Annotated in this window: 23 protein-coding genes; 5 read left to right on the top strand and 18 right to left on the bottom strand. The window is 36.3% G+C overall.

The window, feature by feature from the left end; translation table 11 throughout:
* Nucleotides 1-43: 43 nt before the first annotated feature.
* From prfB to B9Y84_RS00885, 12 genes are all read right to left on the bottom strand, one after another.
* A protein-coding gene (prfB, locus tag B9Y84_RS00940; RefSeq protein ID WP_139827909.1) for a peptide chain release factor 2 occupies nt 44-1,136 on the bottom strand; the annotation gives its coding sequence in 2 pieces (ribosomal slippage) (nt 44-1,075 and nt 1,077-1,136; 1,092 coding nt in all).
* A 291-nt stretch (nt 1,137-1,427) separates the two neighbouring features.
* The gene (locus B9Y84_RS00935; protein ID WP_085515216.1) at nt 1,428-2,492 is read right to left on the bottom strand and encodes a branched-chain amino acid aminotransferase; all 1,065 of its coding nucleotides are present in this window, start codon (nt 2,490-2,492) and stop codon (nt 1,428-1,430) included.
* Nucleotides 2,493-2,549: 57 nt separating this feature from the next.
* Complete coding sequence (locus tag B9Y84_RS00930) at nt 2,550-3,098, bottom strand: cob(I)yrinic acid a,c-diamide adenosyltransferase (RefSeq protein ID WP_085515215.1); 549 nt, start codon at nt 3,096-3,098, stop codon at nt 2,550-2,552.
* A gap of 258 nt (nt 3,099-3,356) precedes the next feature.
* On the bottom strand, nt 3,357-4,451 hold the full coding sequence (locus B9Y84_RS00925; protein WP_176223674.1) for a peptidase MA family metallohydrolase: 1,095 nt from the start codon (nt 4,449-4,451) through the stop codon (nt 3,357-3,359).
* A gap of 84 nt (nt 4,452-4,535) precedes the next feature.
* Entirely contained in the window at nt 4,536-5,477 is a 942-nt protein-coding gene (locus tag B9Y84_RS00920) for a GlxA family transcriptional regulator (RefSeq protein WP_262494116.1), read from the bottom strand.
* 182 nt (nt 5,478-5,659) lie between these two features.
* A complete protein-coding gene (locus B9Y84_RS00915) occupies nt 5,660-7,486 on the bottom strand; it encodes a serine hydrolase domain-containing protein (protein WP_085515212.1) in 1,827 nt (608 codons plus the stop codon).
* A 298-nt stretch (nt 7,487-7,784) separates the two neighbouring features.
* Entirely contained in the window at nt 7,785-8,840 is a 1,056-nt protein-coding gene (locus B9Y84_RS00910) for a hypothetical protein (protein ID WP_221406398.1), read from the bottom strand.
* On the bottom strand, nt 8,840-10,204 hold the full coding sequence (locus B9Y84_RS00905; RefSeq protein WP_085515211.1) for a DNA cytosine methyltransferase: 1,365 nt from the start codon (nt 10,202-10,204) through the stop codon (nt 8,840-8,842). Before B9Y84_RS00905 ends, B9Y84_RS00910 begins: the two co-directional genes overlap by 1 nt.
* Before the next feature lie 2 nt (nt 10,205-10,206).
* A complete protein-coding gene (locus B9Y84_RS00900) occupies nt 10,207-10,515 on the bottom strand; it encodes a helix-turn-helix domain-containing protein (RefSeq protein ID WP_085515210.1) in 309 nt (102 codons plus the stop codon).
* 461 nt (nt 10,516-10,976) lie between these two features.
* The gene (locus B9Y84_RS00895; protein ID WP_085515209.1) at nt 10,977-11,456 is read right to left on the bottom strand and encodes a c-type cytochrome; all 480 of its coding nucleotides are present in this window, start codon (nt 11,454-11,456) and stop codon (nt 10,977-10,979) included.
* Between the two features lie 41 nt (nt 11,457-11,497).
* Nucleotides 11,498-12,130: a DUF2202 domain-containing protein gene (locus B9Y84_RS00890; protein ID WP_221406397.1), complete on the bottom strand. Its 633-nt coding sequence runs from the start codon at nt 12,128-12,130 to the stop codon at nt 11,498-11,500.
* A 272-nt stretch (nt 12,131-12,402) separates the two neighbouring features.
* Nucleotides 12,403-13,548, bottom strand: a complete 1,146-nt coding sequence (locus B9Y84_RS00885) for a hypothetical protein (RefSeq protein ID WP_085515207.1) — start codon at nt 13,546-13,548, stop codon at nt 12,403-12,405.
* A gap of 781 nt (nt 13,549-14,329) precedes the next feature.
* On the opposite strand from B9Y84_RS00885, the gene B9Y84_RS00880 reads away from it, so the two are divergent.
* Nucleotides 14,330-15,433: a DUF6544 family protein gene (locus B9Y84_RS00880; protein ID WP_085515206.1), complete on the top strand. Its 1,104-nt coding sequence runs from the start codon at nt 14,330-14,332 to the stop codon at nt 15,431-15,433.
* A gap of 156 nt (nt 15,434-15,589) precedes the next feature.
* On the opposite strand, the gene B9Y84_RS00875 is transcribed toward B9Y84_RS00880, so the two are convergent.
* Both B9Y84_RS00875 and B9Y84_RS00870 read right to left on the bottom strand, forming a co-directional pair.
* Nucleotides 15,590-17,119, bottom strand: a complete 1,530-nt coding sequence (locus B9Y84_RS00875) for a SulP family inorganic anion transporter (RefSeq protein ID WP_085515205.1) — start codon at nt 17,117-17,119, stop codon at nt 15,590-15,592.
* Nucleotides 17,120-17,362: 243 nt separating this feature from the next.
* Nucleotides 17,363-18,616 carry a cystathionine gamma-synthase family protein gene (locus tag B9Y84_RS00870; RefSeq protein ID WP_085515204.1) on the bottom strand — a complete coding sequence of 418 codons (1,254 nt, stop codon included), beginning with the start codon at nt 18,614-18,616 and terminating at the stop codon, nt 17,363-17,365.
* 124 nt (nt 18,617-18,740) lie between these two features.
* Between B9Y84_RS00870 and B9Y84_RS00865 the strand changes: the two genes are divergently transcribed.
* Nucleotides 18,741-19,220: an Lrp/AsnC family transcriptional regulator gene (locus tag B9Y84_RS00865; protein WP_085515203.1), complete on the top strand. Its 480-nt coding sequence runs from the start codon at nt 18,741-18,743 to the stop codon at nt 19,218-19,220.
* A gap of 129 nt (nt 19,221-19,349) precedes the next feature.
* A complete protein-coding gene (locus tag B9Y84_RS00860; protein WP_176223673.1) occupies nt 19,350-19,733 on the top strand; it encodes a DUF4174 domain-containing protein in 384 nt (127 codons plus the stop codon).
* A 64-nt stretch (nt 19,734-19,797) separates the two neighbouring features.
* On the opposite strand, the gene hutU is transcribed toward B9Y84_RS00860, so the two are convergent.
* Nucleotides 19,798-21,471, bottom strand: a complete 1,674-nt coding sequence (gene hutU, locus B9Y84_RS00855; protein WP_085515201.1) for a urocanate hydratase — start codon at nt 21,469-21,471, stop codon at nt 19,798-19,800.
* A gap of 183 nt (nt 21,472-21,654) precedes the next feature.
* On the opposite strand from hutU, the gene B9Y84_RS00850 reads away from it, so the two are divergent.
* Together B9Y84_RS00850 and B9Y84_RS00845 are read left to right on the top strand one after the other, a co-directional pair.
* Entirely contained in the window at nt 21,655-22,140 is a 486-nt protein-coding gene (locus tag B9Y84_RS00850) for a hypothetical protein (RefSeq protein WP_139827907.1), read from the top strand.
* Nucleotides 22,141-22,188: 48 nt separating this feature from the next.
* Nucleotides 22,189-22,803 carry a porin family protein gene (locus tag B9Y84_RS00845; RefSeq protein ID WP_085515199.1) on the top strand — a complete coding sequence of 205 codons (615 nt, stop codon included), beginning with the start codon at nt 22,189-22,191 and terminating at the stop codon, nt 22,801-22,803.
* A gap of 379 nt (nt 22,804-23,182) precedes the next feature.
* Here the strand turns inward: B9Y84_RS00845 and folB are convergent, their stop codons facing one another.
* From folB to B9Y84_RS00830, 3 genes are all read right to left on the bottom strand, one after another.
* Entirely contained in the window at nt 23,183-23,548 is a 366-nt protein-coding gene (gene folB, locus B9Y84_RS00840) for a dihydroneopterin aldolase (RefSeq protein WP_085515198.1), read from the bottom strand.
* 27 nt (nt 23,549-23,575) lie between these two features.
* Nucleotides 23,576-24,328, bottom strand: coding sequence for a DivIVA domain-containing protein (locus tag B9Y84_RS00835; RefSeq protein WP_085515197.1), 753 nt, complete (start codon nt 24,326-24,328; stop codon nt 23,576-23,578).
* 105 nt (nt 24,329-24,433) lie between these two features.
* Nucleotides 24,434-25,351, bottom strand: coding sequence for a WD40 repeat domain-containing protein (locus B9Y84_RS00830; RefSeq protein ID WP_085515196.1), 918 nt, complete (start codon nt 25,349-25,351; stop codon nt 24,434-24,436).
* Nucleotides 25,352-25,361: the final 10 nt, after the last annotated feature.

Here is a 25,361-nt window from a genome sequence, read left to right as displayed (position 1 = left end):
TAGTATTCAAGTAGCCCAATAATGCCTTGCAAGCTTCATTATCCTACTCTTCCGTCTCGTCAGTTCCCATCAGATAGGCTTTGATGTAATCATTCAAATCACCATCTAAAACGTTTTGTACATCGGTTCTTTCAACTCCCGTTCTAGCGTCTTTAATCAATTTATAAGGATGCAATACATAGTTTCTGATCTGAGAACCAAAGTCGATTTTCTTTTTACCAGCTTCCACTTCGTTTCTTTCCGCACTTCGCTTTTCTACTTCCTTCTGGTACAATTGCGACTTCAACATTTTCATGGCCTCTTCCCTATTGCCTAGCTGCGTTCTATTGGCTTGGCAAACTACTACAATGCCCGTTGGTTTATGGGTCAACTGCACTTTGGTCTCTACCTTGTTTACATTCTGACCACCAGCACCACCAGAACGTGATGTATGGAGTTCCACATCATTAGGATGAATGTCGATTTCAATAGTATCATCTACCACTGGATACACATAGACGGAAGCAAAAGAAGTATGCCGTCTTCCACCACTATCAAAAGGAGAAATACGCACCAAACGGTGCACCCCATTCTCTGATTTTAGAAAACCATAGGCTTGTGCTCCATCAAATTCTAAGGTAACAGATTTCACCCCTGCTACATCGCCTTCCTGAAAGTCTACTTCACGCACTTTATAGCCATTAGCTTCTCCCCACATGATGTACATCCGCATGAGAATCCCGGCCCAGTCGTTACTTTCAGTACCACCTGCTCCTGGCGTGATTTGCAGCATAGCAGATAGTTGATCTTCTTCAGAAGAGAGCATTTTCTTTAATTCCAGCTCCTCAGTTTTGGTAAGCGCTTTCTTATAAGCTTTGGCTACCTCCTCTTCGGAAGATTCACCCATTTCAAGGAATTCGTAATACGTTTCTACTTCCTCAAAATATTCTTGTAGCTCTTCGAAGTGCTTGGTCCAGTCTTTCAAACCTTGAATGACCTTCATCGTTTTTTCTGCCTCATCTGAATCATTCCAGAAATCAGGCTGAGCAGAAACCAATTCCAATTCTTTTATTTCTTCTACTTTCTTATCGTAGTCAAAGATACCCCCGAAGTGCTTTCACTCGGGCCTTTAAGTCTTTTAAATCGTCACTAGTCATTAGGACTTTGTTTTATGTTGTTTATTAAAATTCTACAGCACTTAAGTCTGCTTCTTCTTTATCTCTTATTTCTATCAGTAGCATCTCCACCCCTGCGGTCCCCTAAAGGGCACAGCTGCATAGATTTAGCTGAGCAGAAGATAATGAATTGTATCACTATTTTTATAAGTTCACAAAAGTAATTCCGTGCGTCTCCCCCTTTGAGGGGGTGAAGGGGGATGTTACATCTGTCCATAAAAAATGCCGTACAATCATTTATCGTACGGCAAATTCAATATTTTATTATATAAGTTAAAACTTATATATCCAATCGAATTTATCTTCTGCTTCGCCTAGTTTTATAGCATCCATTGCTTTTAAAACTTTGTTAGAAAATGCTCTTTGCTCAATTGGAGGAAGTGTGTAATCTACCCCTTCATGCCCAATAAGCTTAATATGAGCAATAGTGGCAGCTGTGCCAGCTCCAAAAGCATCTTGCAAAGTACCATTTTTGGCCGCTTCAATTACTTCAGTAATGCTAATTTTCCTTTCCTCTACTTTCATACCCCAATCTCTAGCTAGTGTTAAAACAGAATCTCTAGTGATTCCTTTTAATATAGTGGAGCTTGCCTCAGGCGTAATCAAAGTATCATTGATCACAAACATAATATTCATGGTTCCGGACTCTTCAATGTATTTATGCTCAGTAGCATCAGTCCACACCAATTGGTGGTAACCCTGCTTTTGGGCCAATTTGGCAGGATATAAAGAGCCTGCATAATTTCCCGCAGCTTTCGCATAACCCGTTCCACCTTTTGCTGCTCTGGTAAATTCTGTTTCGATTTTCACTTTGACAGGCTCGCTATAATAAGCACCAACCGGGCAAGTAATAATCATAAACCTATATTTTTCTGATGGCTTAATACCAATATAATCATCCATAGCGAAAACATAAGGACGAATATAAAGCGCTGTATTTTCTTTATTGGGAATCCAATCTTTATCTACTTTCAAGAGCTCTGTCATGGCTTGCATAAAAAGCTCTTCTGGAACTTCTGGGATGCACATTCTTTCTGCAGACCTATTCAATCGCTTAGCATTAGCATCCGGACGAAAAACTACCGCTTCACCATCATTATTCTTATAAGCTTTCAAGCCTTCAAAAACAGACTGACCATAATGAATCACACTAGAAGCCGGTGCCATTGAGAGGTTAGCATAAGGTACAATTCTTAAATCACTCCACTGCCCATCTTCATAATCTGCAATAAACATATGGTCAGAGTAAACTTTCCCAAACGGGATATTGTCAAAATCCACCTCATTGATGCGGGAACTTGGCACTTTCTGTATAGAAATATCTAGAGTATCTAACATGATGGTCGGTTTAGTTTAAAATTCCACGAAAGTACAAAAAAAAGAGGAGATTTCCAATTACTTTTTTGGTATCCAAGGGACTTCATTAGCATCCAATTCCTTTGTTAACTTACGTGAGAGCATGAATAAATAGTCGGACAAGCGATTTAAATAAGTGATAATCAAATCATTGACTTCTTCATGTTCTTTCAAAGCCACTACTCCCCTTTCAGCTCTTCGGCAAACCGTACGCGCTACATGTGTAAAGGAAACTAACTGATGACCGCCCGGCAAAATAAAATTTTTCATAGGGGGTAAATTTTCATTCATTTCATCGATTGTTGCTTCCAGTCGTTCCACATCCGATTCAGCAATATCGGGAATGGGAAATTTACTTTCGCCCGGCTCTTTCGCTAATTGTGAGCCAATGGTAAAAAGTCTATCCTGAATTTCAATAAACAAGAGATTTCTTGACACATTTTCTTTATAGTCACGCAAAACGCCCATCCAAGAATTCAGCTCATCTACATTGCCATATGCATCAATACGCAAATGTGCCTTAGAAACCCGTGAACCACCCAATAAAGAAGTTTTACCTTTGTCTCCGCCTTTGGTATATATTTTCATTTTTTATAGTCGTTTGTAGTGCTGCAAATATAGGGGAAAAGCCTGGAAGAAATGCGGGGTTGAGGGGCAGAAGTTTATGGGGATCTAAGCAAGGAGACTTATTTTTTACTAAATCAACGCTAAGTGTATATATCGTGGTGCTTTTTTTAAGCACTTTTTTTCCGGTAGTTCTTAAGCGAGATATAGAGAAACAGCTTGTATTACAAGCTAAACTGCCCCATGAAATATACACAATGTTGCCATTAGTTTCTTTGACTTCTAATTGCGTTTTAAATCATTCAACCATAAATCCTCCAAATCTTCTTTAGACGTATAGTATATTTTTTCAACGCTTTCTGGTTCCATTATAAATTGCTTCAACTTGGCAAGACCGTAAGATTCTACGAGATATTCAATAATTGTTGCTGAAGTAGGATATCCGTTAATATCTCCAAATTGGACAGTATTAGCCTTTTCTAATTCGTCCCAGGAAGGGATTCTATTTTGAAGAAGTTGTTTATGTACCAGCTCTCGTTGCGCTTCGTTTATTTGTTTGGCTTCATAATAGGCATAACCTTCATTTAACCAATTTGGCAAACCTACAAGTCCTTGTTTTCTGAAATTTAGTACAATGGTGTGAGCAAGTTCGTGAACAATTGCTTTCATAAGCGATTCGTAAGAGTGTTCACTTCCCGGGTTTAAAGGGCTTACCATTTTCAACTCATTTTTACTTGCAGCTCCAACCACCCAGTCGGGTGTATTGGGAAAGTTTATTGCAATGTGGAATGTTTTTAGATCTGGATAAATAAAAACATCAATTTTTGAAATAAAACTAGTCTGCATATCCTTGGTTATACGCAAATAATTGCTTTCTAATGTTTTTGATAAGTCTTCCAACACATTTTTATCTTCTTCTTCTGAATAAAAATTAAAATGTGGATTGGTTAGGGCTAGATTTAAAGATGAAGTGTTTTCCTTTTTAAAATTATCATAGTCAATTTCTTTGGTTAAAGGTTCAAGTATAAGAGCCGTGGTATTTTGTGGTTCTGTCCACATACCATTAATAGTATTTCTATTATTTTCAAAAATCCCCTTGAAACTTGCCTGAGCAGCAGATATTTCTAAAAAGATTGAATCTTGGTTGATATAAACCTTACTTAAAGGAATCCCTTGAATTCCTTTACTAGGAATGCCAACATGCCCAGCGAGTTGTCCTAAACTATCCCTGAAAATATTAAATACTAGTTCTGGATTTGCATCTCCCATTTTTATTTTTCCGATCCAAGAGCTTGGAGTAATTGATTTATTTTTTTGTTGACTGTATCCAGTAATTGCAATTGTGCTTAGAAGGAGAATTAAGAGCTGGAATTTCATATACGTTTCTGTTTTTTGTAGAACAAAAGTAGAAATTAGCATTGTATGATTAAAGGACAAACATACACCGTATAAGGACAAATTCTACTTTAAGGAGGAAGTATCTGTAGGCAGAACGCTTTTATGCTTTTTAAGGAGAGTTCTTAATTGATTCGAATTTTTATATCCACACAATTTAGCCACTGTATCGACTTTATTTTTTTCGGATAGTAACTGTAAAGCTCTATCAACTTTAAGTTTCTCTAAATAAGTACCAATTGTCACTCCTGTAGTTTTCTTAAAAAGTCTGGTAAGGTTTCGCATACTCATATTTACCTTTTCTGCAATATCTTGTATCGTAAATGCTGTACATATATGCTTTATCATATAATCTTGTGCATTATGAATTCGTGAATCCAAATGATTTCTGTATTGCAGAAAAATATTGAGTTGAGAGTCAGCTTCACTTCGTCTGAAATATATGACTGCTTCCTTGGCAATATCTGATGAAAGCTTCGAACCAAATAAGTTTTCTACAATGTAAAGCGCTAAATCAATGCCTGAAGATACGCCTGCACTAGTATATAAATTATCCTTAGCTACAAATAATCTGTCTTTCTGTATATTTATTTCAGGAAATTTATTTGCCAATTTTGATGTATATCTCCAATGTGTAGTGCATTCTTTGCCATTCAAAATTCCAGATTCCGCTAATAAAAATGTCCCAGTGCATATTGAACAAATATTTACGCCATTTTTGTATTGCAAATGCAACCAATCAAAAAAGGGCTTACTTTCTTTTAAAAAGGTGTTATCAGAGAGAAGTTCAAATTCTAAACCAGGAACAATGACAAAATCATTTTTCGATAATTCGAAACTGTCGAAATCTGTCAATTTAGAAAAAAATAAACCTGCACTACTTTCAATTTCTGATTTATCACTCATTGACACAAAATGTAAATCAACATTTGCCCCAAATTCTCTAGCTTCATAAAAAATATGAGCAGGACCATTCACATCTAGTAGATGTACATTTGGGGGCACTATGAATAGAATTTTAGTAATGGTGTAGTTTTTTAACTAGTGGAAACGTTAAGAATATGGTTTTGTGGCGGTTTTCGGAGTACTTACTTATCTACCCGCATTAAATTTACTTAAATGTACTAAATTTTCCTTCACCGTTTCACTCACCATAAGCTATATGGTAGTGATGTGGTGTCATCCATATTTTAATGTAGCCAAACAGAAAATCCAAAGAAACCCCAATATATTAGATAATAGCTCATTATTGTCATTGAACTTGCTAGGCTTATCGTCCAAATTTTGTCTATTGAGTTTTGAAATCTCCTTTTAAAGGACAGAGCTATACCGAGAACTGTGAAAATTGGAAATAGGATGGTGCAAAGAGCTAGCAATATAGTTAACATTTGTGGCTCATGAATTTTTTCTATTGTCCCCATAATGAGATAGAAAATAACACCAAGTAGAAAAAGCGATGAGCCAATTTCAAAGATCAACTGTGGGCTGAAATCAATCTGTTTCTTTTTGATTATAATTATTAGATGAACTAAAAGTGAAATTTGCGATGAGCAGATAATTACAAATGAAATAATCAAAATGAAGCCTAGAAATAATATAAAGAAGTAAGGAACCTTCTTATAAGAAAATCCTAATGAAGTGTACAATTGATCATTGGATGCATTAAATATGTATTGGTATTCATTGTCAATTCCGTTGGGAGAGAAACTGTTCAGTCCTGTTTGACTCATTCTTGATTCCCAGCCTTTCTGACTAGACATCAAGATATTCCCGCTATCGTAATCAACAAAAATTCCTTCTGTAAATAGTTCGGTAAAAGGATAAAGCAATTGGTTCCGAGGACTTGTCAAAATATAATATCCTTCTAATGCCGTTAGGTTAGCCTCTATATTTATTTGTTTTGATTTCATTGGTTTCTGAGCAGTTTTTGGAACTAAGTTATGAAAGGCATTAATGACACCGTCCACAGTTTTTGTAGCATTAGGCCCGTTTGAAACAACAAAAATCCCCAATCCGAGTTCGTGGCAATATTCAAATTCAGAGTTGTATTTATTAATTGAGCCACCATGCACTAGCCATTTTCTACCCTCTCGAAATCGTGGATAAACACCAAGTCTGTAGCCATTTTCCGTTTTAGCAAAGGCTTCAATGCTATGGTGCTTTTCAAATTCTTTAAATTCACTTTGATCTAAAAATGGCTCACCTTTATTCAAAAGCATCATTAAAAAGGACCCCATGTCTCTGGAGGAGCTTATTAATGAACCTGTAGGTCTAGTAAAAATATGTTTGAAGGGCAATTCTTTATTAGAGTAAGAATAAGATTTAGCAAGAAGCTGTTGATTGACGTCTTTTAGGCGTATGGAAGAATTTGTCATTCTCAATGGTTTTAGTACCTCCTGACTTATAAAGTCATTGTAACCTCTTCCTGAAACTTTTTCTATTAAATAACCTGCTGCTAAATAACCTACGTTGGAGTATGCGTATTGTGTTCCTGGCTTCCAGCGAGTTTTTAATGAGTTTTTAACAATCTCTAGACCATGCAATAATGGAAACTCATCATTTCTGACTGGAATACTTCTATCTTTAAAATGGAGCTCATCAAAACCTGAAGTATGCTCCAATAAGTGATAAACCTTTAACGGATATTCATCCTCCCATTCGTTTACAAAAGGTAATTCTGGAGCTAGTTTCCTCACTTCATCCTCTAGTTCTAATTTGCCTTCTTCTACAAGCTTTAAAATGCCAAGAGCAGTAAATGTTTTAGTGATAGACCCCAAAACAAATAAAGTAGAATCCGTAACTGGATACTTGCTTTCGAGACTAGCATTTCCTAATCCTTTGTAAAATAGAACACTATCCTTATTTACTACGATTACCGATGTTCCAACACCATGATTTTGTGTTATTAAATTACTTGCCTCAGATTCTAATTTATGCCAATCAATTGATTGTGCATGCGATAATATTGCAGAATTGAGTAAAAACAGAAGAAGTGAGCAGGTTCTGAATTTTTTCATACACCGGTTCGTTTCCAAAGATGATGCCAGAGTTGAATTAATGCCCAACGTTTAGTATATGAAAAGTAGGCGGTTATGAAGCACCAAACTTTCGGTAAAACAATGAGTTTGATACGAGCGAAAATCCATGATTTCAGTACTATTTCGCCTATTTTTTATTTACATTGTTGTGTTTTCGTACTTTATTTTTTCATCCTTCTGTCAGCGTTGGCAAAGACATACTCTTTGGCAATTTTTGGCTTATGTGTCGGCTGGTGAGAATTGCAAATGTGTATGGCTTTTAGCGTTGGCTTTTCCATCACAATATTAATTCGTTCAACATCTGTTTTAAATCCAAATGCCTTGCACCTTGAACAGTTTTTGAGTTCATTGATACCAAGTCAATCCAATCCATAATTTTTTTCTTTTCGCTCGTTTTCTCGTTCCAATATTCTGATAATTCAATAGCAGAAGTGTTAATCAAAATCTCTAAAACCGAGTTTATATTCTCAAAAAGTTTGATATAGATTCTTGGAATATTTTTGTACGTTTTACCTTTGATAAGGTGATTGTCCTTTCCACCTGCAGTAAATAAATCTCTAATATTTGGGCATACAATAGACTCCCTTGTAACTAACCAAATGGCAAGTCGAGAAAACTTGTCTCCTCGATTACTGAAAACCTCGGGAAAATATACCATTGCTCTATTTTTTATTTCTTGCTTTTCTTTTTGGTTTAGATTGTTCCAAATGTTAATGACAAGATTACTTGCTTGTTCGGTGTCTTGAATCCACCACAAATCTTGTCCGGGTTTCAGTTTGCTTTTATAATAATCAGTAATTGGTTTAATCGGATTATCCTTTTGTCGCAAAGTGTCGTAAGGCGTATTTATTTTATCAAATATTGTTTTGCCTTTTTCCAAGTTCATATCTATTAAATATCTTGGCGAATGAGTTACAACAACTTCTGACAAACATTCTTCATATGCTCTGCATTTGAATTCAATCGGTTTGCCGAGTTTCCCAAATAGCATAAATATTCGTTCAACATCCTCAACTCTTGTGGATTCTAAAACACTATTTCCTGTTGTTTTCCAATGATTTTGAGTAGTAGTTTTTACTTCTATTCCGTAAAATTTATTTGCTACGATGTCAGGGAACTTTTGTCCACCAATAACTTCTATTGAATTTTCAAAAGCAGTTCCGACTGCTAATTCAGTCATTACATCTCCAACATATGGTTCAAGTTTATTACCTTTTAATTGTTCAATCTTTTCAGGTGATTTTATTGCGTGTGCATTTAATTCAATAATTGTTGAATTGAGCAAAGTGTTGAACTCGTTTTTATGCGGTTCTGAATTTACTGATACTACCATTATTTTTTAAAATATAAATCCCAAACACTTTCAACTCGTTTTGCCAAATTGTAAGCGAGAAGAGGCGGAACTGCATTTCCAATTATTTTATATGCTTTTGAAGGACTTACCAAATATGAACCTTTACGACCTTGTTTGTTCTCAATTACAAATTCATAATCGGGCGGAAAAGTCTGGATTAAACCACACTCTCTTGGCGTTAAACGTCTCTCTTTTAATCCTTTTGAAAGTTCTTCGGTTAATATTCCTCCATTTTTCTTTGATAATCGTCTGAACTCAATATTTCCGTGATGTTCGGCTCTAATTGTAGGGCTAATACCATCAGGCTTAATTTCTATTTGTCCTTGACAATGTTTACCCATAAACTTTGCTTTGGAGTAAAATTTTTGGGATAAATCTTTAGATTTTTCTGGCTCTTCTATATTTGCAAAAAGCTCTTTTAAATCTACGTGGCGATTTAAATCAGCGCCATCCGTTGTATAAGCGTGAGTTGGTTTTGGATAAGGATTGTATTTATCTGATATAATTTCCTTTTCCAATTCATCTAGTGCGGATTTTTTTAAGGCAGATTTCTTGATTCCAATAAAGAAAACCCTTTCCCTTGATTGCGGAACTCCATAATCAGCTGCGTGTAAAACTCTTGGCTTTAAAACTAGATATCCATTATCTCCTGTAGATGAAAAATCACTTTGAATAATGTCTTTTAGGTTTGAGAGGTTTACCAAGCCTTTTACATTTTCTGCAATGAAAATTTTAGGTTGAGTAATTTCTATCACTTGCTTCATCCACATATAAAGCTTTCCACGGGTTTCTTCTGTGGCACAAGTTTCAGTATTTAGTTCACCTTTATGGTTTTTATTAGAATTGAAGCCGTTTCTTTTTCCTGCAATACTAAAATCTTGGCAAGGGAAACCTCCTGTAACGATGTCAATATTTTCAGGAAATACTTTAGTACCGCTTTGATGCAGTTTTACTAAATCAACTATACTGTCGGTTTGATAATCTTCTATATCGTGTCCTCTTTTAGAAAAATAGTGTACCCAAGCATTTCTTGCATCTTTTAAAATGTCGTTTGCAAAAACTGTTTTGAATCGAGTTTTTTTAAGTTTTATGAAATTATTGTCAAGTTCCTTTTCTATAAAATCAGGATTTAAAATATCGTTTACAGAAGATTTTAAGACAGAAAAATCGCCCTCAAAACCTAAGTCCATTCCTCCACAGCCTGAAAATAAAGAGAGCATATTTAAAGTTGATTTGCCCTCTTCTTCTTCTTTTTGTAATTCAACTTTTGAGTTGAATTTTACAGCTAATTGTGGTTCTTCAACTACGCTTGCGTTTTCAATATCAGTTGTTAATGTTCGCATAGTTAATTTATTACGGGATGAGATTTTAAATATTTTATTTTTCTTTCTGCCACTTTTAAAGCTTTGTTTGCACAATCTTCATTTACAATTTCGTAAGCGATTTTGTCACTTATAAATTGAATCAATAATTCATCTCTATCGAGTTTTAAAATTTCCGCAAGCCTTCCCAACATTTCCTTCGTTGGTTTTCGCTCGTTTCTTTCAATTTTACTCAATATTGCTTGGTCAATATCGACATAAGCAGAAACTTGTCTTAAAAGCAGTCCTAACTCTTGTCTTTTGTTCCTTAATATTTGTCCGATTGTTTCCATTTGAAATTTATAACTTGACAGTATGTGTCAAATATAAATAAAATTTTTTAAGGCAAGTATTCAGATTGTATATTTTTCGAGCTTAGGAAAAAACAGCTCTTTTGGTTTTTCAGCGTTGGGTTTTAGCGTTGACAAAAACCAAATATCCTGTTTGTGCGGTGGTTTTTTCTGTATGAAACACAAAAATTAGATAATAACATAAAAGTTGTCATTTTATCCCAAATATCAAAATACAGACAACTTCATTGCCATTAATTCAATTATAACTACTCTAACACTTCTCAAAACAGAAAACCGTCAATAGGTAGGCTTGTAGGTTTTTATTGTATAGTTGAACTACTAATATAGGTGAAAAATTAACACTTTAGACATTCAAAAGATACAATTCATCGAAAATTCTGTCTAAAACTTATAGTGCAGTCGTCAATAAACCTAAGAAATACTTGAACCTTTGATAATTTTTATTGCTGCCCTTTGTGCATTTGTTTTTCATGCGCTCCAAACCAGCTTGGGGCAGGAATTTCATTATTGTAGATATAGGTGACTATTGCTTCAATCTGAGATTGTTTTAAGGCAGTCTTGGGCATTAAGCCAAATCTTTTAATAGGCCCTTTCATCATAGCAGCATCTTTAGTAGGGTTAAAAGCGAAAGTAGTCATGCGTTCTATAAACACTTCCCGATTCCCGGTGGCATTCATATAACGTTTTTTTATACCCGCCAGTGGCGGAGCAAGCAAGTCTTCATGTGAACTGCTGTTTCGACCATGGCAGACATAACAATTGACGGCTAATAAATTTGCTGCGGAGTCAGAAGTAATGGAAGAAGGCATGAAGGTCTCGTTACTCGACTTACTTGCGTCCTTTTTTCTTGTATCCTGACATCCTAAAGAAAAGAGAGATGTTGCAAGAATTATTCCTAAATAGACTACTTCTTTTTTCATGGTAGTATTTAATTACTTTTTTTAATCCTCTTTCCTCCAATTTATGAATTGATAATGGCATCAAATTCTTCTTGCGTTAAATACTGTGGCTGGTAAGTCACTCCTTGCATGGCCAAGTTCTTCACAAAGGATCTAAGGTGATTTTCAGAGCCCGATCTTAAGTTATCATACACCCACTCGATATCTTGATTATCAACAAAAGAATCAAGAGCATTCTTCAGGTCTATAATATCGATTTCCTCTATTGCAGCACCTACTTTTAAAGCATCTATACTACTCTCTTCTCCGAGTTGCGTTAAATCATCATATAATTGCTGAATGTCGGAGTTCACAAAAGCTCCTGACTCTTGCCCTTCTACCGGGTCTTCCAGGTCGTATCTATTGAGTAGCGCTAAAATAGCATCCATATGGGTTTGCTCACTCGATGAAATATTATCAAATATTTGTGCTGACCATCTGCTGTAAAGAAAATCATATACATCCCTAGCCAACTTTTCTTCTTCTCTCATAAATAAAAGGGATAGCTGCTCATCCTCGCTGAGCGGTTCCAAGGGAAGGGTGTCAATCGTTCTGATAAAAACAACTTCTTCGGGGGTAATTTCATCATTTCCTGAACTACAGGACATGATGGGGAGGAAAAAAACTATGGTGATATAGAAAAATAAGGCCTTCATGACTTTTAGCTTTAATACTGTCTAAATTTAACATTAGTAGCTGAAAGAAATGGTAACTCTTGTTACATCTAGGCTAGTCTAAGCTCTATTTTCTATAAGGCTTGACCAACACTTGACCAAGCACAACGAACTTCAATTGCTATCCGGATTATAAATTTCTTCCTACCAGAAGAACAACAGCTAAGACAATAGAAAAACGATTATATTCCAAACAGAAGAAAAATCCAAGCAAACGCTTGAACTTAAGCAAGCTGTCCCTTTTGCTGCTTCAGTTACATGCATAAAGTCGGAGCTAATAGCAATTCCTTTTTTAGTTCTGCATCAAAATTTTCTTGCGTCAATCCCACAGTACCCAAAAGCTCCCAAACATCAGCGGCTCCATCTAGTAGGTCTAAGAGTTTTGCTTTTCCATATAAACGGTAGGTTCTTTCACATACCAAAGCACCAACCATATACGGAATAGAGGTTTCGCCTGCAAAGAATCGTTCGTAAGGCTCTAAATGTGAGGAAAAATCAATCTCAGGATACTCTTCTATATGACTTCTTAAGTTTTTTTTATGCCATGTGTAAGAATAGACTCTACTTCCCCCAACATAGGTGGCCAATCCTTCATCAATCAGATCAATGTTAGAAGGATACCAGGCACTGGTGTAAAGATGCATAATTTCATGGGTGTAGAGCTCGGATCTATTCCCTGAAAAAACAATATTGAGATTTGCAGCTAAGCCACCTCCTCCTTCCCAATACATAATCGGATTGTAGTCAAAGCCTTTGATTTGAAATAGTTCTTCAAGACCCACGCAAGAATAATAAGTAATCGGCATAGGATCGGTACTAAAGAAATCACAAATTTTAGCCACATCTTCAAGCTGCCTTTCAGCCTCCTCTTCATTGAACTCTCTATCCGGTGAGACAACATATTCTATGCTGCCTTTATAAATTTTCTCCCAGTCTCGGGTGAAGTAATGGAGTGGATTACTTAGCACTATGCCCGTATCCGTTTTGTTGGCCACAATATTATAAATGCTCTTGAGAGTATTTTCTTTTGTGGTATCATTATGCCCTATAAAAGCCAGCTTCAATAACTTCTTATCTTCCTCCTCAGTATTGACAATTTCCATTAAAGACGGCTGATAAAAATATAGTGCACTGCCTTTATGTTCAATTTTATAAATATCCTGAAAGGGGAACCAGAAGGTATCAAAGTCTTCCGCCAACCAATACTCATTCTCCTTGAAGGAATCATTCTTTGTTTGTAAGAACTTCTTCAGCGTACTGATGACCTCTTGATTTAAGGGGTCTTCTTGATCAATAGAGGAAGAGATGGTTAATTGAATGCCTGCAAGCTGCTCCTGCTTTTTTTCTGTACTACACGAAATCATGATAGCTAGAAGCGCTACACCTAGTATTTTCTTCATTCTACTTGTTGGTCTTAAGTGTGTAAATAACTGATGAGGTAAAAATGGGAGCTTTATTCCCAAAATCAACTTCTTCAACTAGTAAGCATTCGCTTGACAGACATGCGTTCGACAAGCCATAATATGCTGTGAAACACAGCTAACGATCAGAAGGACTGATTAGTACGTATATTTATCTTCTTTAAAACAATCTGAGTAAAATGGTTAAAATTATCTCGTTATTACCAATAGGATGGCTTGTACCTAAACTGCTTCTAAAAAAATATCTAACTATCTTGCAATAGCATTATTCGAAACCTTAGTTGAAATATCACAGATATTAGAGCCCAATCGAAACACAGGAAAATCGTTAACTCCATAAAAACCGATTGAATTCTGTATGAAATAATCTAAATAAAGCTGGAGGCTTAATATTTCTCAATACCTATTATTTTACCCTTGAAGAGCTGCGGTTTACAATAGTGCGGTGCAGAATAAAACTAATACATAAAAAAGAGTGATTTGGGACTATTATTTATTATTGAGGACTGCGGTAGTTTGCGAACTGGTATTAAGAGCAGTAAAAAGTCTAAAGGCCAGAAAAACACTCTGTGGAGCAATCTTATTGACTTTCCTCCTGACTTGGGCAGAATTAGCTGTGGGGAATTTTGGCTCTCCTTTTGCAGGATCTTAAAGTGTTTTTCGCAAATTTTGCAGATTAAATCACTTCTCTTTTTGCATTTATCAGTAACTTGTTATTCTCTTATTTAATTATGAATTAGCGAAAAGCAACTGTAAGAAAATGAGAATAGCATTTTTGATTATTGTCTTTATCCACGGCCTGCTACATATACTTGGATTTCTAAAAGGCGTTGGAATATATGAAGTGAAGGAATTATCACTACCCATTTCAAAACTACTTGCCATCTTATGGCTATTAGCAAGTTTTCTCCTTCTGCTTTATGGGATTACCTTCCTATTATCAACTCAATATGCATGGCTTGTTGGTTGTATAGCTTTAGTCCTTTCTCAAATTCTGATCATGCTGTTCTGGAACGATGCCAAGTTTGGAACACTTCCCAATGTATTGATCCTGATAGTTTGCATCCTATCCTATGGCCAGTTTCATTTTCATAAGATGACCACCCGCGAAAGTGCTAGTCTTTTAAACCAAAATCAGCCCTCAAAGGCCAAAATTGTTACTCCAAATGAAATAGAAGCTTTACCCATACCAGTAAAAACATGGTTGCAAAATTCGGGAGCTGTAGGAAAGCCTTTTATCACAAAAGGGAAAGTGATTCAGGAAGCTAAAATGAAAATGAAACCTGAACAGGAAGATTGGATGGATGCCAAGGCTGTGCAATACTCAACAATTGACACCCCCGGATTTATATGGATAGTAGATGTGAAAATGAATGCTCTTCTAAACTTTCAAGGTCGAGACCAATTTAAGAACGGAAAAGGTGAAATGTTAATTAAACTCAATTCACTATTCAATGTGGTAAATGAAGAAGGCAAGAAGCTAGATGAAGGTACAATGCAAAGATATTTAGGCGAAATGGTGTGGTTTCCATCATTGGCTCTTAGCGAGTACATCACTTGGGAAAAAATCAACGACACTACTGCCTTAGCCACTATGGATTATAAAGGAACCAATGCTAGCGGAACTTTCTATTTTAATTCAGCAGGCGATTTTGTCAAGTTCGCAACTTTTCGCTTTAGAGATAATGAAGAGAATTCCAGACGCTTCGAATGGATTCTAAAAGTGGACCGATACAAAACCTTTGAAGGAATAAAGGTGCCATCAAGCATGAGCGCAACCTGGAAACTAGAGAATCGGGATTGGACCTGGTTACGATTAGAAATAAAGGACTTGAAATATAATGAGAATACTGTTTCTGAATAATTAAGCTGAGATCAAAGATTCCATTAATAGAGGCTATTCAGAACGGTCGCGGATGATCATTTGCTTAATTAACTTCCTCCCTAGAAAAAGAAAAGCCGGGACACTACCCCCAGCTTTCTAACCTAAACCAAACTACTCACTATGAAAAACTAAAAACTAAACTTTATCAACCGCTAATTTATAATTAGGGTCTTCTATTACATTTACGTCAATTATTTTATCTGCATTCTGTAAAAGCTTTCTACAATCAGGACTTAAATGCTTTAAATGTACTTTTTTACCTACTTTCATATAGCGTTCTGTGATCTTATTCAAGGCCTCGATCGCAGACATATCCACTACCCTACTTTCCCTAAAATCGATGATCACTTCCTCAGGGTCGTTCATGATATCAAATTTCTCATTGAATGCTGCCACTGAACCGAAAAATAAAGGACCATAAATCTCGTAGTGCTTAACTCCATCATCATCAACACTTTTTCTAGCTCGAATTCTTTTTGCGTTATCCCAGGCAAAAACCAAGGCGGCTATTATGACACCCACTATTACTGCCAGGGCTAAATTATGTAGTATTATGGTTACCAAAGTCACCAAGACCATGACCAAAATATCAGACTTAGGCATTTTATTCAGCGTTTTCAAACTCGCCCATTCGAATGTTCCGATGGCCACCATGATCATCAAACCAGTCAATGCTGCCATTGGCACCAATTCTATGTAAGAAGAACCAAACATGATAAACACCAATAACATTACGGCCGCTACAATACCTGATAATCTAGCTCTTGCGCCATTAGAAATATTAATCAAGCTTTGTCCTAGCATAGCACAGCCACCCATCCCAGAAAATAAACCTGACACTATATTAGCTGCTCCTTGCGCTACTGCTTCTTTATTACCTCTACCTCTGGTTTCTGTTATTTCATCAATAATATTAAGCGTCAAAAGACTTTCAATCAAACCTACTGCTGCCATAATAGCTGAATAAGGAAGGATAATCATCAAAGTCTCCCACTTTAAAGGAATATTTGGAATGTGGAATGGCGGAAAGCCTCCTTTAATAGAAGCAACATCTCCAACGGTCTTCGTATCTATCCCGAAATATACTACAACTCCAAAAACCACTAGAATAGCTACTAATGAAGAGGGGACTGCTTTGGTAATCTTAGGCAGACCCCAAACAATTAACATGGTACCTAATACTAATGCCAATAAGATATACAAAGGCTCACCTGTCAACCAGTTGTCATTATCATCTTGAAATTGCTTGAGTTGAGAACTGAAAATGATAAAAGCCAATCCATTTACAAATCCAAAAATTACAGGATGTGGAACTAAGCGCATAAATTTCCCTAGCTTGAAAAATCCAGCAAGCACTTGAATTAAGCCGGATAAAATTACTGCGGCAAGTACATATTCAATGCCAAATTTCTGAGCCAAGGCCACAATAACAACTGCTATTGCACCTGTTGCACCTGAAATCATACCGGGACGTCCACCAAAAATGGCTGTCACTAATCCCATCACAAAAGCAGCATACAAACCCGTTAAAGGAGATAAGCCAGCCATAAAAGCAAAAGCGACTGCTTCTGGAATTAAAGCCATTGCAACAGTAACACCAGACAGCACTTCTGTTTTGTAATCTACTTTTTGAGAAAGGTCAAATAATTTAAAATATTGCTTCATTTGCTTATTAATGGCTTTAGTCTTAACTAATTAATTTTAAGCCGTTTCCTAAATAAGCGCGCAAAGGTAAGGGATTATTTATAAAAAATAAATCGAAAGTTAAATCTTTTAAAAAGATTAGGCATATGATGAGGGAAGTGTTGACTACTGACCATCATGCGCTGGATAGATGCATAGTATCATTTCTAAATAACATAAGCAAGGGTCTAGCTTTCAGCCACTAGACTCTTGCGTACCAAAAAATCAAACCGCTGCTAAGGCTTGCTCAATGTCCCAAATAAGATCTTTGGCATCCTCCACTCCCACTGAAATTCTAACCAGCTTAGAAGTGATAGAAATTTTATTTCTTAATTCTTCATTGACGTCTGAATGCGTCATGGTAGCTGGATGCTCAGCTAAGGACTCCGTACTTCCTAAACTCACAGCTAATTTGATCAGCTTAGTGCTGTTTAAGAATTTAAAGGCTTCCTTTTCACCTCCCTTGATATCGAAAGCTAGCATAGCTCCATTAGAACTACATTGCTTTTTAAATATTTCGTACTGACGACCATCTTCTGGCTTCAGATTGCCTAAATAGTATACTTTTTCAACTTTGGGATGATCATTTAAGAAATGTGCTACTTTTTCTGCATTCGCAGCCTGCTTTTCCATACGGATTTTTAGCGTTTCCAAACTTCTCATGAGCAACCAACCGGTATGCGGTCCAGCCATATTTCCCATAAAAGTTCTAAAGCCTTTCACTCTCTTAATCAAATCAGCGGCCCCCAGACAAGCACCGGCCACTAAATCACTATGTCCGCCAATATACTTGGTAGCGGAATAAATAACCAAATCAGCACCTAATTGCAAAGGATGCTGCCATACTGGGCCCATATAAGTGTTATCAACACCAATATAAATCAGTGTATCTGTTGACTGTAACTCATTTGCAATTTCACGGAACATACCTATATCTACGAGAGCATTAGTAGGATTTGCAGGAGTTTCCAAATAGATGAAACGGATTTTATCTTTTAACCCGCTGACTTCAAGTTCTTTGATCACTTCAGCTTTATCCTGATAGGGGTTCACTCCTATGGATTGAATTCCCCATTTTGGTAAAACATGATTAATGAAATGATCGGTTCCACCGTAAACAGGTACAGAATGAAGTAATACATCTCCGGGATTTAAGAATTCCATTAGCATACTGCTAATAGCCCCCATACCACTTTCAAAAATGGCGGCATCTTCTGCTTTGTCCCACAAACATAGGCGATCTTCTGTAATTTGAAGGTTTGGATTATTTAAGCGACTATATATCAAGCCTAATTCTTCCTCATCAGTCTTTTCCCTTTTCCCATAAGCTACTTCAAAAAAGGCTTTACCATCTTCCGCCTTCTTAAAAGCAAAAGTTGAAGTTTGAAAAATAGGACATTTGATGGCTCCCTCTGATAATTCCGGCTTATAGCCGAAGGACATCATTTGACTTTCGGGTGAAAAAGAATGCTCGCTCATAATTTCTTTTGTTTTTTATAAAATTAGAAAATAATTCTTGAAATGTATATATTTAAGAAAATAAACCTATATTTTTAAGATATTAAGAAATTAAATCTTTTACGAGCCTAATAAAAATCCTCAAATGGAAAATAATTCTACTATACGATTAGACGCCATCGATTTACAAATCATTAAGCTATTGCAAAAGAATGCTCGGATAACCAATAAGGAGCTGGCCGCACAGCTTGATTTGACCATAACCCCTGTTTATGAAAGGGTAAAAAGACTCGAAAAAACAGCTGTGATTGGGCAATATGTGGCCCTTATTGATGCTGATAAAACCGGTAAAGGTTTAATGGCGCTATGTATGTTACGATTGGAAAAACATACCAAAGATAAGCTAGCACAATTTGAAGCTCATGTTGCTAAAATACCTGAAGTTACGGAATGTTACCACCTAGCAGGCCAATATGATTACCATCTGAAGATTTTAGTGAAGGATATGAATGCCTTTCAGGATTTCATAGTGAATAAACTATCTACCAATGAAAACCTAGCTAATATTCAGAGCTCTTTTGTAATGAAAAAGATCACGGATACTACAGCTGTTCCTTTGGAATAAGTTTATCTCCATAAAGACTAAAACAGCCTGATGTCATTAGGTTCATTTAAATTTGCATAAACATCCTTGGCATCAGTCAGTTATAATGAAATGAGGTGCCTACTACTTTTTACCTTAATCATTTTCGAGATGAGCTGCTCCAAAGCCCAAATAGAAAGCCTTGACGATTTTCGATGGAATAATCGATTGCTAATAATATATAGCGATGATCAATCTATGCAAGAGGATCAACTAGCCAACATCACACAAGCTAGAAAAGAATATGATGAAAGAGATTTGAAGGTAATTATTCTCAAGGATCAAAAAGTAACCGTCTGGAATTCCTCAACTGTACATCAATTAGAGTTTGATCAAATTGTACAGGATTTGAAAATCAGTGTAGGAATCAGCTATCAAAATCTATTAATAGGAAAAGATGGTGGCGTTAAATTGAGACAGGACTCTCCGATTTCTAATCAGACACTTTTCAATACAATTGACGCTATGCCCATGAGGCAAAGAGAAATGCACTAGGGGAATTAGCGTACAATCCTGTCAGGTTGCAGCAACCTAACAGGATTAAAACTCATCAATAATACTACTTCAATCTTTCTTTAATATCTAATTTATGTTTTCTAGCTGTATCCTCCGCTATATCATATCCTGCATCAGCATGTCTAATGACACCCATTCCAGGATCATTTCTTAAAACTCGCTTCAATCTCTTCTCAGCATCATTGGTGCCATCAGCAACGATCACCATACCCGCATGAATTGAATAGCCCATTCCAACTCCACCTCCATGATGTAATGACACCCAGCTAGCGCCTCCTGCAGTGTTCACTAAGGCATTCAACAATGGCCAGTCTGCTACAGCATCAGAACCATCCAGCATCGCTTCTGTCTCTCTATTAGGTGATGCCACAGACCCTGTATCTAAATGATCTCTTCCAATCACAATAGGCGCTTTCACTTTTCCTTCTTTTACTAATTTATTAAAGGCCAATCCTGCTTTTTCTCTTTCTCCTTGGCCGAGCCAGCATATTCTTGAAGGCAATCCTTGAAAGGCAATTCTTTCTTGCGCCATATCCATCCATCGCATTAGAGATTCATTTTCCGGGAATAATTCTTTTATTACGCTATCAGTTTCTGCTATATCAGCTGGGTCACCAGAAAGTGCTGCCCAACGGAATGGTCCTTTACCTTCGCAAAATAATGGGCGGATGTAAGCCGGTACAAAGCCAGGGAAATCAAATGCATTTTTTAAGCCTTTTTCTTGTGCTCTTGCTCTTAAGTTATTGCCATAATCGAAAGTGACCGCTCCCAATTTCTGCAGTTCTAGCATCAGCTCCACATGTCGATACATGGATTCATAAGATAACTCTTCGTAGCGTTCAGGATTCTCTTCGCGCAATACATTTGATTCTTCTAAACTAATTTGATGGGGCACATAGCCAATCAATGGATCATGGGCTGAGGTTTGATCAGTTAAAATATCTGGGATCACATTTCTTTCTTTCAATCGCTCTAGGAGGTGAACAGCATTAAAAGGAATCCCAATAGAAACTCTTTCCTGATTCTTTTTTGCTTCTAAAGCTCTGTCTATTGCAGCATCCATATCCTGAATTGATTCATCTAGATATTTTGTAGATAGCCTTTTATCAATTCTCCACTGCTCAACTTCTGCAACCAAACAGACTCCATCGTTCATGGTAACAGCCAACGGTTGAGCTCCTCCCATCCCACCTAATCCAGCAGTAACTGTCAAGGTGCCTTTCAAACTTCCGTCAAAATCTTTGTTCGCTATAGCTGAAAAAGTCTCATAAGTTCCTTGCACAATTCCTTGAGAGCCAATGTATATCCAGCTACCAGCGGTCATCTGACCGTACATCATCAGGCCTTTCTTCTCCAATTCATCAAAATGCTTCCAATTTGCCCAATTCGGCACAAGCTGTGAATTGGAAATCAATACTTTAGGGGCATCTTTATGAGTCTGTAAAATACCAACTGGTTTGCCGGATTGTACAATTAAGGTTTCGTCCTCTTCTAAATCCTTCAAAGCCTTGATGATTAAATCCAGAGATTCGAAATTCCTTGCAGCCTTACCCCTGCCTCCGTACACAATCAATTCTTCCGGTTTTTCGGCCACTTCTGGGTCAAGATTATTCAGCAACATACGAAGAGCAGCTTCTTGCACCCAACCCTTACAATTTAGCTTGGTTCCTGTGGGAGTTTTATAAGTTTCGGGATTGTATTTTTTTGTCGTTTCCATAGCAATTTATTCTGTTCAATCTTTCCGACTGTGAAATAGCAGTAAATTCAACAAAAAGGCAAATTTCAATATAGATAAGAGAGGAATCCTACAGTTCAACCAACTACCTTCTTGGTTATTTGATAATTTTTCTTTTTTTTAGTATTGAAATTGTTTCAAGCAATTAGAACCAAAACAAGCATTATGTTTTTAAAAAAAATATCAATTGCACTTCTACTCTTCCTTATGATTTGCTCCTGCAACAGCAAAAAGAAATATTACAATGATTTCCTTGATCAATTATCAGGTAATTATGAGATAGCCCAGCTAAATTATATTTCCAGTCAAGGCGCTGATTCGACTATATTTGACGCTGGTACGATTTATTTTGATAATTGCGGATACCATAAAACCACCTCTGAGTCTATTTGTGGTGGTGATATCTACATAGAACCACTCAAAACAGCGGGAACATTGGAGTATCATATCTACGATGAAAGATCAATGTGGTTCGTAGCAGATTTTGAGGATATAGATGATTTAAGAAAAGCCCCTTTTGCTGCTAAAGCTCACAATATTGAAGTCTTTTTTGACGGCAACGAGACTATACTGGAATTCATGGATAAGGAGTCAGCCCAAAAAAGCAATTTTAATAGATACCCCTATTCCATAGTGCTAAGCAAGTATTGAAAACCCGAATATGAAATATTTCCATTATACTAAAACCAAAATCAACCCATGCGTCAAATCATCATTGTCTTAGTATTCCTCATTGGCTTTAATGCCTTTGGTCAAATTCAGACAGAAAATGAAATTTACATAAAATCTGGTTTAAGCATTGCCAACTATACTACTGAGGTAGCACAAGGTATGTTTATAGGAGAAAAATATGGATTTCACGTAGGTTTAGGGCGAAAACTACTTTCTTATAAATCCTTTTCAATAAATGGAGAGATTCTTTTTAATCAAAAAGGCTGGAAATTTGAAAATATCCCACTTCCTCAATATGGCAATGTAGATTTTATTTTCACTTTAAATTATCTTGATTTAGCTCTATTTTTGGACTATAAGTTTTGGGGAAGATTTTATGCTGAAGCTGGAGGGCAATTAAGCTATATGCTAAATTATGATATCAATAATTCTAACCAGATGATTACCTATTCCAACCCAACTGAGCTAGAATTCTCGCCTATTATTGGCCTAAGGTTTGAATGGAATAAATATTTAAGTAATTATTTTCGATTTACTTATGGCACATGGTCTCAACAAGGTTTATTTGCAGCTAAAAACATGGTAATAATGTCAGGAGTTTATGTATCGCTAAATGAATTGGTGACTAAATTAAGGGATTAAATATGGTCAGCTTGTTTCTTTCGACTATATATTGTTTTTGCCACTCTATCAATTCTATATTTAGACTTCAATTAATCCATCCGGAAATAATATCATGAGCTGAATTATTTATTTTTGATATGAAACTTCTTCCGTGTGTCATCCCTTTGAAGAAAGGGACTTATAGATTTTTAACCTTTGGCTAAAATATTTAATGATATATGGCAGATGGTTATTGTACAACTACTTGTGAGACTTCAGAAGATTATAGCTACTTAAGGTTATTGAAACCTTGTTTCAATAAAACAAGACCCCTTTCTTCAAAGGGATAGCCAGCCCTGTACCCGTAGGTCGGGGACGTTCTAATCTAATTCCGTAGGAAAACGAAAATGAAACTCTGTTAATAAATATCTTCCCTATCCACCTCTAATTCCACATAAGCCTTATCACAAATTGCTCCGATTGGTGGTTGTTGCTTATTTACGCGCACCATTACTTTAGTAGCAGATTTATTTTCGATTAAAATTTTCTTCCCAATGTGGAAAGCAAGGGTCTCTAATAATTTGAGGGGTTTATGCATCACTTCAGCAGTGATTTTATAGAGCGTTTCGTAATTCAAGGTACTTTCTAAGCTATCATCCATACGTTTAAATTCGGTTTCCACTACCAAGTCAACTGTATAATGATTACCCAATTTATTCTCCTCCACATAATAACCGTGATAACCATAAAAGGCCATTCCAGACAATGCTACTTTTCCTTTCATAAAATGCTAATTGAAATTGATTAGTACTTAATCTCCAGTTATTTCATCAAAGAAAGAAGTATCCTCTCCACCATCCTGCTTTTTCTCTTTTTTACTTTTAGCCGGATCTTCTTTCTTTGCTGGAGCTTCAGCTTTAGGTACTTTTGCCTCTTCCTGCTTTATCGGTTTGGATTTAATTTCCTCCAACTCATATCCATCAGCATTCTGGATTTTCTTTACTGCCTTTCTTGCTCTTTTAAGATGAGTTTCAATATCCACATGCTGCATGCGGTCCTCAATTTTTTTCACTTTGTCGTTCAAGCCAGTACTCAAATTTTTAAGCTCCTCAGCAACATTATCTCTATGGTTTTCCAACATTTTGAATCCCTCTGCTACTTCTTTCAGCTCATCTTCCATTTCTTCGAGTATTGTCTGAGCTTTCTGATTCGCATCTTCCACGATATCTTTTGCTCTCTGCTGTGCATCAGATAATAGTTTGTCGGCTTTCATTTGCGTTTCTTTCAGATGCAATTCGGCTGTTCTGTTGGCTTGGGTAATTACATTGGCTCCGGTGTCTTCTGCTGTCTTTAAGGTTTTATAAAGCGAGCTTTCTACTTGACGAAGCTTTTCAACTTCTTTTTCAGCACCTTCCAGTTTTAATTTTAACTCCTTTTGCATATCCATCTCACGTTCCCACTCCTGGGAAAGCGAAGCTAAGAATGCTTTGACATCATCTTTATCGTAGCCCCTAAAGCCTTTTTCGAATTCTTTTTGTCGTATTTCTAAAGGAGTAATCTTCATATTGCTCTACTATTGTTTTATTAAATAACGCATCCAACTGTGATTTGTCTAAATGCTAAGAAAAGTTTTTCACTTTTTCAAGATATAAATATACAGCGATATTTTTTATTTATTTATGTCAATATCCCAAATAGACAAAGTATGATCGTCACTTGCACTAACTAATTGATCTTTATGGTCAGTCCAAAGCAATTTATTAACGGAAGTGGCGTGACCTGCATGTCGAGCTTTATCTATCACTTTTAAAAGACGAAATGTAGTAGCATCCCAAATCTTTATACTTTTATCCATACTACAAGTGGCAAAGTATCTCCCATCAGGTCTAAAACAGATATTATTAATGGCATACATATGAGCTACTATCGTTTCTACTAAAAGATAGTCAGCTTCTACATCCCAAATCTTCAAATGAGCATCTCGACCAGAACTCAGCAAAATTTTCCCATCAAATGAATACTGCAAGGTAAATACGGAATTATCATGAGCATTAATCTCTTTTTTCAAACGCCAATCTGAAGTTGATAGTATTTTAATCGTATTATCGCTAAAGCCAACTGCTATTTGATTTCCATCTGGATGAACTGCAATGGCTCGAGCACTTTTATCACTTAGTTTTAACTTTGCTATAGTGGTCAAATCCTTCAAGTCCGACAAAATCAATTGTCCGTCTGCACAAGCGCTTAAAATGATATTTTTCACCACTTTAATATCAAATATTGCGCTCTCTGTGATTTTAGCAGATTTTAATTCTTGTTTCTCCTCTACATCCACCAGATGGATCCCTTCATAATTATGACCTACAATCAATCGATTTTGACCTTTCAAATAATGAAGTGCATAAACAGAATTTTGAACTTTAGCTACCATAGTTCCCAATTCAGGATCTTTCAAATCCCAAAGTGCAACCATTCCATCACCCCCAGCTGAAAAAAATAGGTGGCTTTCGCTTGCAGGTTCCACAACATACAAGCAATCTTTGTGTCCTGTTAGGCTTTGAATTTTTTCTACATTAATTTTAGGCATATTGTAAAGT

Origin of the sequence: Marivirga sericea (assembly GCF_900177665.1) — a bacterium.
Taxonomy (GTDB): Bacteria; Bacteroidota; Bacteroidia; order Cytophagales; family Cyclobacteriaceae; genus Marivirga; species Marivirga sericea.
The sequence above is the reverse complement of the archived record's forward strand: the minus strand, read 5'-3'. Positions and strand labels throughout refer to the sequence as shown.

What these genes read in the sequence shown, in the direction of transcription:
- B9Y84_RS00835 (WP_085515197.1), bottom strand. Translation starts at nt 24,328, where the DNA reads ATGAAGATTACTCCTTTAGAAATACGACAAAAAGAATTCGAAAAAGGC.
- B9Y84_RS00890 (WP_221406397.1), bottom strand. Translation starts at nt 12,130, where the DNA reads ATGAAGGCCTTATTTTTCTATATCACCATAGTTTTTTTCCTCCCCATC.
- B9Y84_RS00850 (WP_139827907.1), top strand. Translation starts at nt 21,655, where the DNA reads ATGTTTTTAAAAAAAATATCAATTGCACTTCTACTCTTCCTTATGATT.
- B9Y84_RS00935 (WP_085515216.1), bottom strand. Translation starts at nt 2,492, where the DNA reads ATGTTAGATACTCTAGATATTTCTATACAGAAAGTGCCAAGTTCCCGC.
- B9Y84_RS00900 (WP_085515210.1), bottom strand. Translation starts at nt 10,515, where the DNA reads ATGGAAACAATCGGACAAATATTAAGGAACAAAAGACAAGAGTTAGGA.
- B9Y84_RS00895 (WP_085515209.1), bottom strand. Translation starts at nt 11,456, where the DNA reads ATGAAAAAAGAAGTAGTCTATTTAGGAATAATTCTTGCAACATCTCTC.
- B9Y84_RS00910 (WP_221406398.1), bottom strand. Translation starts at nt 8,840, where the DNA reads ATGGTAGTATCAGTAAATTCAGAACCGCATAAAAACGAGTTCAACACT.
- B9Y84_RS00885 (WP_085515207.1), bottom strand. Translation starts at nt 13,548, where the DNA reads ATGAAGAAAATACTAGGTGTAGCGCTTCTAGCTATCATGATTTCGTGT.
- B9Y84_RS00880 (WP_085515206.1), top strand. Translation starts at nt 14,330, where the DNA reads ATGAGAATAGCATTTTTGATTATTGTCTTTATCCACGGCCTGCTACAT.
- B9Y84_RS00875 (WP_085515205.1), bottom strand. Translation starts at nt 17,119, where the DNA reads ATGAAGCAATATTTTAAATTATTTGACCTTTCTCAAAAAGTAGATTAC.
- B9Y84_RS00830 (WP_085515196.1), bottom strand. Translation starts at nt 25,351, where the DNA reads ATGCCTAAAATTAATGTAGAAAAAATTCAAAGCCTAACAGGACACAAA.
- B9Y84_RS00865 (WP_085515203.1), top strand. Translation starts at nt 18,741, where the DNA reads ATGGAAAATAATTCTACTATACGATTAGACGCCATCGATTTACAAATC.
- hutU (WP_085515201.1), bottom strand. Translation starts at nt 21,471, where the DNA reads ATGGAAACGACAAAAAAATACAATCCCGAAACTTATAAAACTCCCACA.
- B9Y84_RS00915 (WP_085515212.1), bottom strand. Translation starts at nt 7,486, where the DNA reads ATGAAAAAATTCAGAACCTGCTCACTTCTTCTGTTTTTACTCAATTCT.
- B9Y84_RS00870 (WP_085515204.1), bottom strand. Translation starts at nt 18,616, where the DNA reads ATGAGCGAGCATTCTTTTTCACCCGAAAGTCAAATGATGTCCTTCGGC.
- B9Y84_RS00925 (WP_176223674.1), bottom strand. Translation starts at nt 4,451, where the DNA reads ATGAAATTCCAGCTCTTAATTCTCCTTCTAAGCACAATTGCAATTACT.
- folB (WP_085515198.1), bottom strand. Translation starts at nt 23,548, where the DNA reads ATGAAAGGAAAAGTAGCATTGTCTGGAATGGCCTTTTATGGTTATCAC.
- B9Y84_RS00860 (WP_176223673.1), top strand. Translation starts at nt 19,350, where the DNA reads ATGAGCTGCTCCAAAGCCCAAATAGAAAGCCTTGACGATTTTCGATGG.
- B9Y84_RS00905 (WP_085515211.1), bottom strand. Translation starts at nt 10,204, where the DNA reads ATGCGAACATTAACAACTGATATTGAAAACGCAAGCGTAGTTGAAGAA.
- B9Y84_RS00845 (WP_085515199.1), top strand. Translation starts at nt 22,189, where the DNA reads ATGCGTCAAATCATCATTGTCTTAGTATTCCTCATTGGCTTTAATGCC.
- B9Y84_RS00930 (WP_085515215.1), bottom strand. Translation starts at nt 3,098, where the DNA reads ATGAAAATATATACCAAAGGCGGAGACAAAGGTAAAACTTCTTTATTG.